20 protein-coding genes are annotated in these 14,323 nt (G+C 61.3%); 13 read left to right on the top strand and 7 right to left on the bottom strand.

Translation table 11 applies throughout. From position 1 onward, the window contains the following. Positions 1–41: 41 nt before the first annotated feature. From GL286_RS17180 to GL286_RS17150, 7 genes are all read right to left on the bottom strand, one after another. Positions 42–704: an outer membrane protein gene (locus tag GL286_RS17180; RefSeq protein WP_155096808.1), complete on the bottom strand. Its 663-nt coding sequence runs from the start codon at positions 702–704 to the stop codon at positions 42–44. Positions 705–1,042: 338 nt separating this feature from the next. Next, a complete protein-coding gene (locus GL286_RS17175) occupies positions 1,043–1,285 on the bottom strand; it encodes a hypothetical protein (RefSeq protein WP_155096807.1) in 243 nt (80 codons plus the stop codon). Next, on the bottom strand, positions 1,282–1,617 hold the full coding sequence (locus GL286_RS17170) for a hypothetical protein (RefSeq protein WP_246185003.1): 336 nt from the start codon (positions 1,615–1,617) through the stop codon (positions 1,282–1,284). Before GL286_RS17170 ends, GL286_RS17175 begins: the two co-directional genes overlap by 4 nt. Then, positions 1,614–2,738 carry a replication initiation protein RepC gene (repC, locus tag GL286_RS17165; protein ID WP_246185009.1) on the bottom strand — a complete coding sequence of 375 codons (1,125 nt, stop codon included), beginning with the start codon at positions 2,736–2,738 and terminating at the stop codon, positions 1,614–1,616. Before repC ends, GL286_RS17170 begins: the two co-directional genes overlap by 4 nt. 262 nt (positions 2,739–3,000) lie before the next feature. Then, entirely contained in the window at positions 3,001–3,591 is a 591-nt protein-coding gene (locus GL286_RS17160) for a hypothetical protein (protein ID WP_155096805.1), read from the bottom strand. A 52-nt stretch (positions 3,592–3,643) separates the two neighbouring features. Continuing rightward, a complete protein-coding gene (locus GL286_RS17155) occupies positions 3,644–3,835 on the bottom strand; it encodes a hypothetical protein (protein ID WP_155096804.1) in 192 nt (63 codons plus the stop codon). 98 nt (positions 3,836–3,933) lie between these two features. Continuing rightward, entirely contained in the window at positions 3,934–4,566 is a 633-nt protein-coding gene (locus tag GL286_RS17150; protein ID WP_155096803.1) for a helix-turn-helix transcriptional regulator, read from the bottom strand. On the opposite strand from GL286_RS17150, the gene GL286_RS17145 reads away from it, so the two are divergent. From GL286_RS17145 to GL286_RS17090, 13 genes are all read left to right on the top strand, one after another. Continuing rightward, a complete protein-coding gene (locus GL286_RS17145; protein ID WP_155096802.1) occupies positions 4,540–4,935 on the top strand; it encodes a hypothetical protein in 396 nt (131 codons plus the stop codon). The two genes, GL286_RS17150 and GL286_RS17145, sit on opposite strands and share 27 nt — an antisense overlap. A 257-nt stretch (positions 4,936–5,192) precedes the next feature. After that, on the top strand, positions 5,193–5,567 hold the full coding sequence (locus GL286_RS17140; RefSeq protein WP_155096801.1) for a hypothetical protein: 375 nt from the start codon (positions 5,193–5,195) through the stop codon (positions 5,565–5,567). Positions 5,568–5,601: 34 nt separating this feature from the next. Beyond that, positions 5,602–6,252 (top strand): lytic transglycosylase domain-containing protein, encoded by a 651-nt coding sequence (locus GL286_RS22615; protein ID WP_246185002.1) that lies wholly within the window; start codon positions 5,602–5,604, stop codon positions 6,250–6,252. 13 nt (positions 6,253–6,265) lie between these two features. Then, positions 6,266–6,589, top strand: a complete 324-nt coding sequence (locus GL286_RS17130) for a TrbC/VirB2 family protein (protein ID WP_155096800.1) — start codon at positions 6,266–6,268, stop codon at positions 6,587–6,589. Between the two features lie 3 nt (positions 6,590–6,592). Further along, positions 6,593–6,880 (top strand): VirB3 family type IV secretion system protein, encoded by a 288-nt coding sequence (locus GL286_RS17125; RefSeq protein ID WP_155096799.1) that lies wholly within the window; start codon positions 6,593–6,595, stop codon positions 6,878–6,880. Then, positions 6,873–9,227 (top strand): VirB4 family type IV secretion system protein, encoded by a 2,355-nt coding sequence (locus GL286_RS17120; RefSeq protein WP_155096798.1) that lies wholly within the window; start codon positions 6,873–6,875, stop codon positions 9,225–9,227. Before GL286_RS17125 ends, GL286_RS17120 begins: the two co-directional genes overlap by 8 nt. After that, positions 9,220–9,372 (top strand): hypothetical protein, encoded by a 153-nt coding sequence (locus GL286_RS22215; RefSeq protein ID WP_170295264.1) that lies wholly within the window; start codon positions 9,220–9,222, stop codon positions 9,370–9,372. Before GL286_RS17120 ends, GL286_RS22215 begins: the two co-directional genes overlap by 8 nt. Positions 9,373–9,376: 4 nt before the next feature. Next, the gene (locus GL286_RS17115) at positions 9,377–10,501 is read left to right on the top strand and encodes a lytic transglycosylase domain-containing protein (RefSeq protein ID WP_170295263.1); all 1,125 of its coding nucleotides are present in this window, start codon (positions 9,377–9,379) and stop codon (positions 10,499–10,501) included. After that, positions 10,498–11,289: a type IV secretion system protein gene (locus tag GL286_RS17110; protein ID WP_155096796.1), complete on the top strand. Its 792-nt coding sequence runs from the start codon at positions 10,498–10,500 to the stop codon at positions 11,287–11,289. Before GL286_RS17115 ends, GL286_RS17110 begins: the two co-directional genes overlap by 4 nt. 2 nt (positions 11,290–11,291) lie before the next feature. Further along, entirely contained in the window at positions 11,292–11,864 is a 573-nt protein-coding gene (locus GL286_RS17105) for a hypothetical protein (RefSeq protein ID WP_155096795.1), read from the top strand. Continuing rightward, entirely contained in the window at positions 11,864–12,895 is a 1,032-nt protein-coding gene (locus GL286_RS17100; protein ID WP_155096794.1) for a TrbL/VirB6 family protein, read from the top strand. The genes GL286_RS17105 and GL286_RS17100 overlap by 1 nt, the downstream gene beginning before the upstream one ends. 39 nt (positions 12,896–12,934) lie before the next feature. Next, entirely contained in the window at positions 12,935–13,612 is a 678-nt protein-coding gene (locus GL286_RS17095; protein ID WP_155096793.1) for a VirB8 family type IV secretion system protein, read from the top strand. Beyond that, complete coding sequence (locus tag GL286_RS17090) at positions 13,605–14,321, top strand: TrbG/VirB9 family P-type conjugative transfer protein (protein WP_155096792.1); 717 nt, start codon at positions 13,605–13,607, stop codon at positions 14,319–14,321. Before GL286_RS17095 ends, GL286_RS17090 begins: the two co-directional genes overlap by 8 nt. The last annotated feature ends 2 nt before the right edge of the window (positions 14,322–14,323 follow it).

Here is a 14,323-nt window from a genome sequence, read left to right as displayed (position 1 = left end):
CATTTAACAACATAACAGTAGACTAATTTAGATATAGAAGATCAGAAGGTGTAGCGCAGGCCGGCGAGCAGGTCGAATGTCTCGAGCTTGCCGTCGAAGTTATCGCCGCCCGGTCCGTCGAACCTGCCCGACTCGGTCTGGAACCAACGTCCCTCCGCATAGAGGGTGATATTGGGATTCAGTTCGTATCCAACACCACCGATCAGCTGGTAGGCAAATAACGTATCGGCGTCGTAATCTTGGCCGGGAACGCTCGTCTCCACCTGGACCCCGCCGATGCCGCCGCCGAGATAGGGTCGGACTGTCCTGTTAGTGCCCATGCCATCGAACATGTAAATCGCGTTGACCATGAGAGCGTTGGCAGAGGTATCGCCGTCCGCGCTTTCGCTTTCGTCATCCTCGTCACGGTCCGTGATAACGGCATCGGCGCTGCGGTAGGAATACTCGATCTCCATCGAGAAATTCGGTGTGAAGTCCGTGCCCACTGCGACGCCCAGAGTATACCCGGTATCGTAGTCGAAGCTGGGGCGAGCGATCTGCTCGCCGTCCTCCTTGAGGGTGGTGTCGAAGTTCGACGGCCAGGTCGCGCCTCCAAAACCTTTCACGTAAATATCTCCCAGCGAAAGCGCCTGTGCGGAAGCTATCCCCGCGCTTGCTGCCAGCGCCGCGACCGCCATGGCTGCCGCCGAACCTGCCTGTTTCATGGCCAACTGTTCCCCGTTCACTGTCTAACCTGGAAGGCTATTCCACCTGGGATGTTGTATAAATCGACATCCCTCAAGCGGGACGCCGACCGTTTCACGGTGCACCCACTTTGCGCTCTGGTCAAGTTTCAAGGGAGAGGTGGTCCGCCATCCCATTAGCGGCCATACAGAAGGACATCCATCGCGCCGATAGACGAAGTTGCCGTCGTCAGTTTGCCAGCATTGCATCAATTGAGAAAGCCCGTTTCTACGATTTGCATCTGGACCAGCTGAATGATCGCCAAAGAAGAGCGATCGAGCGGATGTTCCGCGAAGGTCCAAACTGGCATAAGAGTCGGTCAGCACCCGTCCTCCTCCGAAATCACCGCATTCAGGATTTCTGCCACGATGCCGAGAAATCGTTCCGGATCGTCGAGGGCATTGCTGGCCAGGAGCAGCGGCATGGCCCGGACCGTCAGCAACTCCCCGTTCTCGCCACGCCGAGGCGGCGCCTGAACATAGATCGCGAGCTGCGGTTTTCCGGTTTTCGTCCGATAGGCCGGCTTGACGAAGAAACCGATCGGGTGGCGCCTGTCGCTCACGGCTCCTGCCCCACCGCAGCCTTGGCTCTGAGCCCCAGTTGGTCCAGCCGCTCGAGAAATTGCCGGTGTCGCTCCGAGACCTCGCGCGCTCGTTCGAACTCGATCTGGCGGGTGGCGTCCATGCAGGCGAAATATTCCGAACTCGCCGCAAAGTAGCGCTCGAAGTCTTCGGCAATGAGATCGGCATATTGGGCCAGCGCTGCATCATCTACGGGTAAGAACGGCTCTTCTGGCGGCAGGCAGCCGCCCGTGATCCCGGCCCCCTGCCCGAGCCCCGGAAAAGACCAGAGCGTTAATGCCAGAGCGCATGCCAGAGAAAACGCCCGGTTCATGCAGCGGCCCGCTTCCGGCGAAGCAAGCCTTTCAGCGCACCGGAGAGATTGAATTCGCCCAGCCGGTCCCGCGCGGAAAAGCCACGCAGCATCGCCCCTGCGTTACGGACGGGCACATCAGGATGTTCGCGGTTCGCCTCGATCAACAGCACCGCAAGGGACGCGCGCAGCGACCCGAGTTGATCAAGCGCTTCCTCCCAAGCCGATTCCGTGATGCCGAGATCTCGGAGCAGCATGATTGCCGTGCTGCGCAAGGCGCGTTCAGTGATTTCGCCGGTCGGGCAAAGCGCCTCAAGGCAGAAGCGGAAATCAGCTCCCGCCATCTCTTTGACGATCTCGGGGGTGATCCATCTCAGATCATCGCCTTTGTCTTCCTCAGCATTGCCATTGGTTGACGGCCGGCGCGTATCCGGTGGGGGCGTCGTCGGACGTGTATCCACCCTTACAAGATTCTTTAGAGTTGCATTTCCTATTGCCGGAAGTCCGGCTTCCGCCATGGCGGAAGTTTCTGCGCAACATGCGAGGCAGGCGCGAGCCTCAGCGGCCACCGCGTCGATCTCAGCGAGATGGCAGGCGAGATTCTCGGCGCAGCGGAAACCGGCATAGCGACGCGGCCAAGCGGCGAAGCGGCGCAACAATTCCGGCAGTGCGGCATGCTGGGGATCCAACTCCAACAACTGCTCGATCGCCTGCTTGGCATCACGTTTGGCGGCCGAACATTCGAGCCGCAGCACAGAAATGCGATGCGCCTCCTCGCGATGCTCGGCATCCATGGCCAGAAGCCGGCCGAGATTTTCCAAAAGCGGCCTAAAATTGATCCCAAGCCTGCGACCATGCGAGAGATGCCGTCCGGAACGCCGGCCATTGGCCGCCGTATCGATCCGAATGATCCCAAGCACTTCCAACCCCTTCTCATGCAAGCGCAATGTGCGGTCGCTGATGCCAAGATCGCGCGCCAAATCCTGTTGGGCGCGGAAACAGACCGGATCACAGCCAGGATCGCCCCAATCGGCCGGCGCGGTCTGACGCATCATGCGCAACAGCACCGCACGACGGGCAGCGCCCAGACCGAGATGCCGCGCCAGACGTTCGACGAGTTCGATGATGTGGCTGAGTGTCATGCCTTCCGGCAGCACCGGGTGCGTCACTCGGGCGATCGGGTTCATCATGTTCTGTCCTCATTTTCGAGGCACAGGGCCGCAGGCAAGCCGGATCCATTCGCAAAAGCTGCGGCTTTGGTCTTGAATCCGTGGGAGAAGCAGGTGATTATGCCGTTGTGTGATGACGGCGATGCGGGTGGCTAGACCTGCGTTACCTTGCAAATCCCCTCGTGCGGTCCCCGCGCGGGGGTTTTTTGTTTTTGTGGGGTCTGCTTGTTTGTGTTCAGTAGCGGATCCATTCCTCCGAAATATTGCCCTGATGGTCGCGCCAGCGCAGCAGCATGCCACGCCAGAGCCGGACCGAGCCGAGCTCGACCAGAACGGCGTTTCTGGACACCCCGCTGGCGGCATAAACCCAATCTGGTGCCTCGCGGATGCGTGTCGGGACCCAGCTGAAATTGCCTTGCGCGTCATAATGACCGAGTTGCGAGCGGTCGGTGACATAGGTCGTGCCGTCATGGCGGCGCTGGCCGTAGATGATGTGATAAAGCTCGATGCCGTCGCGATAGCGCGCAACCTCGGGCGGCAGGGCCTGCACTCCCCCCGTCGCTGAACCTGAGAGCGGATTGCCCATCGGGCAGTTCCAAAGCTGCAAGGGCGGCTCGATCGGCCAAGGTGTGATCCGCCGGATCATCTCGGCCTTGGCCGCCCCACATTCCGCCGAGGCCGGAAAGCCGCCGGCAAGACAAAGCAGGATGGCACAATCGATCGGATAGGCCTTGGCAGGCGGCGCGCTCAGCGAAAGCGCCGCAAGGCCCGCAGCCCAAAGCGTTCTGCGACGGGTTTTCTTAATCTGTCCGGGAGCTCTGTACATATTTGCAATCCATGACTGGTTTGCAAATATGTACAGAGGTGATTTGGCGAGATCAACCCAAGGTAAGCGCCACCGGCGCGACAACCGGCAAATCGGCGCCCGGATCGAAGCTCATGCCTTCGGGAAGTTCCAGAACCGAGAGTTCGCCGGTATTCCAGGAATAGAGCCAGACCTGGCTCTCCGGACCGCCAAGTGCCTGCACGGGCTCGGCAATGCGGCGCTGGTCTTGGTTGGTGGTTGCCATGGCACAGTCCCCTTCACTCGTGTCAGGAACTTCTTGCGCCTGTCGGTCCTAAAATAAAGCCCCAACAGCGAAACTGGCTAATTGGACTGGCTAATCAGCTAGATCAGGTCTTCCTCGACCGCGCGCACCACGGCGGCGGTGACATTGCGGCAACCGAGCTTCTTCTGTGCGCTGGAGAGCCGCAGTTTCAGGGCCGAGACGCTGATGCTCAAGCTTTCGGCCGCTTCAGCGTGAGAAAGCCCCAACCGGATCTGGCGCAGGCCCTCGATCTCCTTCTCGCTCAAGGTGACCATGTTCTGTGCATAGAGATGGGCGAGAAGATCGAGCTTGCCGGCAAGCAGGCTCAACTCGGCATCACTATATTCGCAATCCGGACGGGCAACCGAGAGGCAGGAGCGCCGCCGCCCGGTGATTGTGACAAAGGCCGCACCGTAGCGCAGTCCGTATTTGCGCGCCGCTTCGAAGATGCCAAAATCATCGGGAATATTGGCTGCGATCTCGGACCATCTCGCAGCACTTTCCCTGGGCTGCCCGACGATCCACAGCGCAATCGGGTCACGGCTGACGAAGATATCCTGTTCCCAACGTGAGACCCAGGCTTCGGGGAATCGATTGATAGTGGTCACCGGTCTGCCGAGCTTGAAACCGAGACCGAGGAAAAAGCCGGAAGGTGCAAGATCTTCAAGCCCGGAGATGAGTGCATCATGATCCGGAATGACGGTCTCGAGCATCGTGGCACCTCGTCTTTTCTTGTTTTTCGACTGGCAAGATATAGCCAATTAGCCTGTCTAAAAAGACAGGTAGGTAGCCTCTTGCGCTCAATCGGCTATGTTCTGCCGAAACACGAATCTGAGCAGGAAATTTTCATGAAGATGTGCGGCCCGACTGTCGCCCTGAGCGAAAACCCCCTCCGCGCCTCGGCCAAGCTCGATGCCGGCATGGTACAAACGCTGTCCTTGATGCTTGATGATGGAAGTCAGCCGGTGACGCTCGAATTGCGCGATTTCGGGATCTGGGCGGTTACCGAGGACGGTGTGCGCATGTTCATCGGCTCGATGGAGAAGCGCCCGGATGCGCCGGATATTCCACGCCCTTCCTAAAGAAGACGGCCTTCCGTCGCTCGTTCAATCCGGGCGAGGCGGCAGCATGACTTCGCAAAGGAAGTCATAAATTTACCCCCGAAACCAATCCGGGCCGGAGCTTGCTTCGGCCTTGGAAGACATCTGCCCAGCGTCTACAAAGCTCTCAGAGAGAAAAGCTCGGCACGTGTCAAATTTGCATGTTGACCGAGGTTTGCAAATTTGACACGCTGGCATTCGGAAGGTGCTGCGTGGCCATGCTATGGAGACGCGGGCCGGTGATTGATCTGAGAAAAGAGCCCCCGAATGTGGTCACGGTCGACGGACTCAAGGAACTTCTGGAGCAAGGTTGGTTGCTCTGCATCTATTGCCATGAGGAGCCGGAACTGCGCAGCCCGCATTACCACGGCGTCTGGTATGTGCTGGCGATCGAGCCCAAAGAGCGCAAACGTTGGGCGGCCCTTATCACCCAGCGTACAAGGCGGGCACGTCAGCCCGGTGCAACCTCTGCCGCGTCCAAAACCGATCTCGCCTTCCGGGAAATCCGCACGCTCAGCACCGTCTTCACCATGTGCAAGGAGCTTGGCTACACCATTCCGGCCGCGCCCATGGTTCCTGGCCAATCCGTCATTATCGACAGCAAGGCCGAGTAGGCGCTCTCCCGGCTTCGCCGCCCTGCTGCCTTTGATGCTGCTGGGCGGTGCCCTGCCGGCACAGGCCGATGTCATCCGCTTCGGCGCGGGGGCATTGGCTGCCGAGAGCGCCACGACCTCCTCGGTCTTGCGCTATGACGCTTCCGGAAAACGCCTTCTGCCGAAAGCGGTGACGCGTGCAGATGTTGCAGCCAATGCCGAAGAGGATCTGATCCGGGCCGCCTTGCGCGAAACCACGTCTTCCCCGCATTCCCGCGCCTCCGCTGCCATCATGCCCGGGATTGATCGGGTCGCCGCGCGTTACCAGCATCACCCTGCCCTGCGCGCGGCCGAGTTGTCGCCGCAGGAATGGCATGCGCTGTTTCGGGCGATGATCTGGCAGGAATCCCGCTTCAACCCCAAGGTCCGCAGCCCGAAAGGCGCACTCGGCCTGACGCAACTGATGCCCGGCACCGCATCACAGCTCGGGGTCGATGCCGCAGATCCGATGCAGAACCTCGATGGCGGGGCGCGTTATTTGCTCGCGCAACTCCAGGCTTTCCGCAGCCCGATGCTGGCGCTGGCCGCCTATAATGCCGGTCCCAAGGCGGTGCAAAAATACGGCGGCGTGCCGCCTTATCCCGAGACCCGCGATTACGTGATCCGGGTGCTTTCCGAACAAGACCTCCTCATCAAGACCCAGTAGAAGGATCCACCCCATGTTCCCGAAGCTAGCTTTCCGGCGCTTTCGCCGGGCGATCCCGCTTGCCCTGTCGCTGCCGCTTATCGGCCTTGCTTCGCAAGTGATGGCCCAGGCCAATCAGGGCATCGATTTCTCCAAGGCCAATACCTTGGGCAACAGTTGGACGACCTGGATCATGGGCAATCCGGTGACCTGGTTCTTCTCAACCGCCTTCGTCATCGTCGGGATCATGGCGGCGCTCAATCGCGCGCCTTGGGCCTGGCTGCTCTACGTCGTCATCGGCGCCGTCATCGCCATGCCGGCCTCGACGCTGGTCACCAATCTCAACAGTTTTCTCTGAGCCATGGAACGCACCCCGGTCATTCTCGGGCTGACGCGGCAGGCGAAGCTCTGGGGCCTGCCGATGCCCTATATGCTTGCGGTGGCGTCAGTCACCGTGCTGCCCTTCATGTGGACATCGCAGCACCTGATCTTGTCGCTGACCTTCCTCGCCCTCGGGCCGGTCTGGTACGGATTGGCCCGCATCGCCGCTGCCGCCAATCCGAATGGCACCCAGGTATTGCGCGTCATCCTGCAAAAGACCCCGCCCGCGCTGAACCGCAGCCGCAGGAAAGGCCGGCGCTATGTCTAGCTTTGCCTCGATTGGCCGCAATCCAGCGGCGCAGGCCCTCCTGCCGAAGGATCCCGGCTTCTTCACCCACCTGCCCTATCTCATCGAACTCGATGACGAGGTTGTCCGCACGCGTCAGAACGGGTTGATGATCTCGCTCGAAATTGGCGGACTCGATGGCATGACCGCCGCAACGCAGGACATTCACGATCTGCGCCGCGCTCTGGCCGGAATGATCGACGGGCTCGATGAACGTTTCAGCTTCTATATCCACCGCTTGCATCGCCGCGCCGATCTCGGGCTCACCCCTATTCATGGCGAGAGTTTCGCAAGCGATCTCGACCGCGCCTGGCGCAAACATCTCGAAGCGCAGGACCTGCATGATTTTGTCGTCGTCCTGACCGTGGTCTCCTCGCTGCCCGCGCCGCTGCGGGTGCCGCTCTTCGGAAAGGCGGCAGCGAAGCTTCTCGAATCCGATACCGAGGCACGGCTGCATGATCTGCGCGAATTGGTCGAGGTGCTGGAAAGTGGCCTGCCGCATGTCACCACCCGGCGGCTGAAGATCAGCGATGGCAGCCTGATCGGTTTTTACACCGCGATCAGCACCGGGCTTCTCGCCCCAGCCTGGCGCGGTGAGATGAGCCTGATTGCCGAGGATGCCGTGCCCTCGGCCGCAACCTTCTACCCGGACGAGATCCTGTTCGACGAAGGCATTGGCCCGCCGCGTCATGCCGCGGTCCTCGCGGTGAAACGCTATAGTCAGGAGACCTGGCCCGGCATGCTCGATGCGCTCGACGCGTCCTTGGGTACCGTGATCTGCCACAGCTTCACCCCGATCGCGGCGGAAAAAATCGCCGGTCGGGTACGGCTCCGCGTCGAGCAGATGCGGGCCGCCGATGATCTCGCGACCACGATCCAGCAGCAATTGATCGAGACCGCCGATGAGGTCGAAAGCGGTGGCAAGAGCGTGGGGCTGCATCAGCTCACCATCACCGTCTTCGCAGAGAGCCGCGAAGAGCTCGATCAGCGCATCTCGAAGATCAAGGGCATGGCCGAACGCGCCCGGGTGAAGCTCACCCGCTGCACCCATAGTCTCGAGGCCAGTTTCTTTGCCAGCCATCCCGGCAATATGGATTACCAATGCTGGGGCATGGCGGTCGCCACCACGACCTTTGCCGATATGGCCTCGCTGCATATGAGCGATGCCGGTAGCCCCGCCGAGGCGCTGCATTGGCGCACGCCGATCACCGTGTTCCAGAGTGCCTCCGGCGCGCCGCATCGGTTCAGCTTCCAGGGGCCGGGCCGACCGGAATCCGAGCCACCGCTGGGCCATACTCTGGTGCTCGGGCCCTCAGATTCCGGCAAGACCACCACGGTCGCCTTCCTTGCCGCCCAAGCGCTGCGGGTGCGACCGCGGATCATCATCTTCGACAAGGATGAGGGGCTCAAAAGCCTGGTCGCAGCTTTAGGCGGAACCTACGCTCGGATCCGCGCCGGACAGCCGACCGGGCTTAATCCGCTGCTGACCGAGACCGGATCCCGTGGCGAGGCCTGGCTGATGGATTGGCTTTCGGCTTTGATCGAGCGTCGCGGCACGCTGTCGCCGATCCAATCGGCGGCGCTCAAATCCGCCATTCGCCGGATTTCTGCCGCGCCCGAGGCTTTGCGCAGCTTTGCTCATTTCGAGAGTCTGGTCGGCGATGTCCAGGACGGGCGTGAGCTCGCCATGCGGGTGGCGGAATGGGGACCAGAGGGGCGCTACAACTGGGTCTTCGGGGCAGCAGATCAGCCGGTCGTCGATTTCCGCCGCAGCAATGTTGTCGGGCTCGATATGTCCGAGATCCTCGAGCATGCCACCGAGCGCACCGCGATCCTGAGCTATATTTTCCGCCGTCTCGAGCTGATGTTCGAAGACCGTGTACCGACACTCCTGATCATCGACGAGGCCCATGCCGCGCTCGATGACGCCTTCTTTGCGGCCCGCATGCCGAAATGGGCCGTCACCATGCGCAAGCTTGCGGTGACCATGGTGCTGATGACGCAGTTTCCGAGCCAGATCGAGGCGAGTAAGGCCAAGACCATTCTCGAGGGCCTGCCGCATCGGCTGATCTTCCCGAACGGTCAGGCGCTCGAGAGCCAATATGCCGGGCTCAACCTGACCGAGAACCAACTCGGCTTCGTGCTTGAGGGCCAATATGGACCACGCCGCGCGCTGTGGCATGGCCCGACCGGTTCGACGCTTTTGGATGTCGATCTTTCGCCGCTGGGCCCGCTCTTGACCGCCTTGAGCGGCGGCAAATCGGCCTTGCGCGCCTTTGGCGAGGGGTTCGAGACCCGGCCGTTTTTCTGGAGGATGGATCATGGTTAGAGCATTTCTGCTTGGGGCAATTCTGTTCGGCCTTGCCGGCTGCGCCGCCGAGACACCGATCCGCAAGAGTAATTGCTGGTCCGGCATGTCGCTGCTCGAACAAGCCAGTGATGATTGCGAGTTCCGCGATGTGCCGGAGGTTTAGATCCATGGTCTTCGCCCTCTCCCTCACCGCCCTGCCTTTCACGCCCATTGCCCATGCCGCCGGTGTGCCGGCGGTGGATCTCAAGCAGATCGCAGAATGGCTCATGCAAAAACAGCAGGATCTGGCGCAGCGCGCCGCCGAGGCCCAGGAAAACACCCGTCGCACCGCGATCCTCAAGGAGCAGGATGCCCAGCTTGCAGCGCTGGATGAAACCCTGCGCCTCCTGACCGGCACAAGCGCCTTCATTCCGGATCTGGAAGGGGGCGGTGACATGGGCGGCTTGAGCTTTGGTGCCGACGCGGTCTATGCCATCGAGGATGACAATCCCTTTGCCAATAGGCTCTTTGGCGACGCGCCCGCCACCATCGAGGGCATGATTGCCGAGACCGCGATGCGCTATGGAAACCATCCGGCGCTGGCCAAGGCCGGGATCAATGCGGTGGAGTTTCGCTGCTGGTTTCAGGGTTTGGTGAAGCAGGAATCGAATTTCAGCATTGGCGCGAAAAGCCCGAAAGCGGCTTTCGGCCTCACCCAGATCATCCCGGGCACAGCGCAGGGCCTTGGCATCTATCCGGCCTATTACGACGATCCGCGTCTGCAACTCGATGGCGGCGCGCGCTATCTGCTGCAGCAATTGAGCAAGTTCGGCTCAATGGAACTGGCGCTCGCCGCCTATAATGCCGGTCCCGGTGCCGTCCAGAAATATAGCGGCATCCCGCCTTATGCCGAAACGCAGAACTACGTCCGCCGCATCCGGGCGCATTATCAGCTCTATGCTGGTCGGATCAGTGGCGCCGATGATCTCGGCACGCTCGATCCCAAGGACATGGTCGTCGCCGAGAGCTCGAATGTCGCCGATGCCGGGCTGCATTACGCGAGCCATTCAATGACCAGTATGCAGGCCGCAGCGACCCGGCTCCGGGCCATCACCACCCGGATCGGTGCCACCGCTTCGGTGAAGGAGGCAATAGATCTCAACACCTATGCCCGCGCCGAAGCGACCCGCATGGCCGCGATCCTGACCCGGCTGCAGGCGACCCAGCGCAAGGTGGAGGCGGCGCGCTATGCCCTGCTGCTGCAGGCTTACGCCGAGGACGAGACCTATCTGCAAGTGAGGTTGGAACGATGAGTTTTGGCAAAGTAATGCAGCGCGTAATGGCCGCGTCAGCACTCGTCCTCATCCCGGTCGCGATCACCGCCCAAGGCGTGCCGACGATCGATGTCACCAGCATTGCCCGGCTGCAGGAGATGATCTCCGAGGCCAAGCTGCAGTTGAAGGAACAGGTCGCGCAGAATGTGAAGCTCGATGCCCAGACTTTGAAGCTGATCGAACAGATCCAGCTCCTGCACAGCCAGATCGCGGCGCTGAAAGACGGTCTCACGCTGGCCGATCTCGGCTTTGACAAGGAGAACTTCCTCAAGGAGATCATGCCTGGCTTCAGCGACCTGACCGCCTCGCTCGATGCCGCGAAATCCGGCGATTGGGCCTCTGTCCTCGCGGAGGGCGGCACGCTGAGTGGCGGCACTTCTTCCCATGTCGACAAGGCCTTCGCCTCGGCAGGGCTCGAACGCGCGCGAGTCGATCAACTGGCCAAGAGCGAGGATGCGCCGGCGGCACGGATCGGCACTGCGGCCAATGTGAATGCCTTCATGTCGGTGGCGGCGGAGTCCTCGTCGCAAGGCGCACGCGACAGCCTGACCCGGATCGACGGGCTGGTTGGCAAGATCGAGGGCACGGAAAATCTCAAACAGGCCATCGATCTCAATACCCGCGTTGCTGCCGAGCTCGGCATCGCGCTGGCCAATGCCTGGGCCATGCAGGCGGTACAGACCGTGGGCATGGGTGAGGCCGGCATCATGGATGCCGCCACCGCCGCCGATGAAGAAAAATACCTGAGCATCAAACTGGAGGAATGAGCATGACCCGTCGCATCGTGATCGGGGGCGCAGTCCTCGCTTTGACCCTGACTGCCGTCATCGCCCTTCCTGTGTGGCGGGCGCAGGGACAAGATCCGGCGCAGCAAAAGGAGCCGACCGCCGAAAACCCCTTCGCCGCGCTGGATCACTTGGTGGATGAGGCGACGCAGGATTTCGGATCCAGCGATCAGGCGGAGGCAGGCGATCAGGATTTTCTGCGCCTGTCACCGCAATCGGGGACACAGGATGCTCCAATGGCACTGACCGAGAACGTACCATATAGCAGTTGTGAAAAGGCGGAAGGCTTTGAGACGGAGGCGTTTCAGGCGTCAACTGTCGAAGCGGCCGCCCGACGCATGATCTATGCCTATGTCCGTCAGCAGCATGTCCTCGACACGCGAGATTGCACCTGCTCAGGAAAGGCCGCGCCGGTTGGGCTCGTGGAAGAGGCCATCCAAAACATCGAGGCGACCAAGGGCAAGGACTGGAACCGGATCGCCATTGGCAATGACTTTGCCGCAAACGCGAGACAGTTGCGCGATCAGGTCGAGGCCATGTGTGGTGGAACCTTCTGATGGGACTCGTCACCACCATCATCGAAACCCTCGACGCCAGCGTGAAGTCTACCGGCGAGCGATTCTTCGAGAGCACCGCAACCGCCGTCGGCCCACTCTGGACTGTGCTCTTGACCCTGCTCTTGCTGATCATCGGCATGAATATGGCGCTCGGCATCTACCGCATGAGTGCCAAGGATAGCTTGCAGATCGCGACGCGGATCGTCCTCGTCTACATGTTCGCTTTCTCCTGGGCGAATTTTGGGACGTTCTACGATGCCTTGACCTCGGCCAGTGGCAATCTGGCATTGGGATTCTTTGATCTGGCAGGGGCCAATGACGCTGGCATCAACGCGGCCATGGACGAGTTCGCCGCGAATATGGGCGAAACAGCCGACGGGGTGATGAAAAGCATGGGCTCGATCACCCGCGGCGTGCTCGGGGCCCTCTTCTTTGTCATCCTCGCCATATTGATGGCGGTCTATGTCCTGGTGGTCGGTTTCGCGAAGATCATGATAGCTTTTCTGCTCGGCGTTGCGCCGCTGGCGATGATCTTTACCATCTTCAATCGCACCAAGCCGCTCTTCGAGGCCTGGCTTTCCTCCTTCGTCTCCTACCTGATGTATCCGATTGCGGCCTCGGCAGTGATATCCGCGGTCGTGGCGATGGCCACGGCGCAATATCGCGAGCAGGCCGAGATCGACACGCTCGGCAGCCTCGTCGGCTTCATGGTTGTGGTCTTTGTCGGCATCTTCGCCCTGATGAAAATCCCGGAAGCGGCCAATCACATTACCGGCCAGATGAATCTCGCCTCGATCGCCCCCGAAGCCATGCGCCTCGCCGGATCCTCGCTGCAGCGTCCAAGCCAGGTCGGGGCCAATGCCTTCGGCGCGCATGGCCTTGCCCATCCAAAGCAATATCTCGCCGGGCTGACCAGCCTGCCCTCAGGCCTCACTGATTCCAAATCCACCCCGCATCAGCGCTCGGCCCGCGAGGCCGGCATGGCGCTGCGCCAGAAACTCGCGGCCCTCGACCTCATGCGCCGGAACTAGGCGCGCGGGTCCAGCCACCCTCCATCTCGGGAGAGATCTATGACAGACGCCTTGTCTGAAGAGAGAAAGCTGCTCGCCAGACAGCTCTTCATCGAGCCGACCCGCCGGGAAAAACTGGCCTGGCTCGTCGCCGCTGGCGGCATGGCTTGCGGCATGCTCGGCCTTGCCACCACCCTCGCCCTGCTGCCGCTAAAACAGACCCAAGCCTATCTCACCATCGTCGATCGCGACACCGGCATCGCCAGTCGCGCCGTCGAGGTCGAACGGGCGACCATGGAACATGCCGATGCGGTGAGCCAAAGCCTGCTCTATGGCTATGTGCTCGCCCGCGAGACCTATGATCCGAATGACAATGAGGCGCGGATGCTCCGCGCCTGGCGACAATCAAGCGGCGAGGCGCAGGCCTCACTGCAGGCGCTCTGGGATGGCAAGAATCCGAACTATCCGCCGACACTTTACGGCGATACGGGACGGGTGAAGCTCGAGGTGCTTTCGATCAACCAGGTCAATGACACCACTGCCCAGGTGCGCTTCGTCAAAACTCTGACCCGGCCGAACCAGCCTGACCGGCTGGGAAACTTCACCGCCACGGTCAGCTACCGTTTCCAGCCGACGCAGGAAAGCGCGCTCGAACTGGTCTGGCAGAACCCGTTCGGCTTTGTCGTGACCGGCTATCGCGTCAGCTCGGATTCTCTGGAGGCCCAGAAGGATGACTAGGTTTTCACTCAGCGCGGCGGCACTTGTGTTTCTGACTGCCCTGCCCTTCACCGCGGCAGCGGAGGTCCGACCGAAGGCTGGGTCGCGCGATGCCCGCGTCACCTATGCCAATTTCGTCGACGGGCAGGTCTACCATGTTTCGACCCGGATCCGGAACATCACCCTGATCGAGCTCGGCCAGGGCGAGGAGATCCGCTCGGTCGCGGCGGGCGATCTCGAAAGCTTCCAGATCGATAAGCTCGAAGGCGCCAATGTCTTCACCATCAAGCCGGTGATCGAGGGCGCCTCGACCAATGTCACCGTTGAAACCAATCGCCGCTTCTATTTCTTGCAGGTCTCGGAAAGCCGTGCGACGCCGAACTGGTCGGTGAAATTCAACACCCCGGGCAATAGCCGCAGCAACCGCGCCGCCCCGAACGTCCGTCCTCTGCCCACCGCGCCGCCACGCAAGATGCGCTACGCGGTCTCTCAGGGTTCCTCTGGCGCGGATTTCGCCCCGGTCGGTGTCTCGGATGATGGCCAGAAGACCTATTTCCAGATCCCGCCCGGCGCAGCGATGCCCTCGCTGTTTCGCGTCGATGCCAAGGGTCGGGAATATTCCGTCAACAGCCACACCAAGGGCGAGATCATCACCGTCGCGGCGCGCTCGGAGCGCTGGGTGCTGCGCTATGGCGACGATTATATCTGCGTCACCGGCCAGGAGGACTGAGC

Origin of the sequence: Paracoccus aestuariivivens (genome assembly GCF_009711225.1) — a bacterium.
Taxonomy (GTDB): domain Bacteria; phylum Pseudomonadota; class Alphaproteobacteria; order Rhodobacterales; family Rhodobacteraceae; genus Paracoccus; species Paracoccus aestuariivivens.
This window is presented reverse-complemented; position numbering and strand designations above follow the sequence as displayed.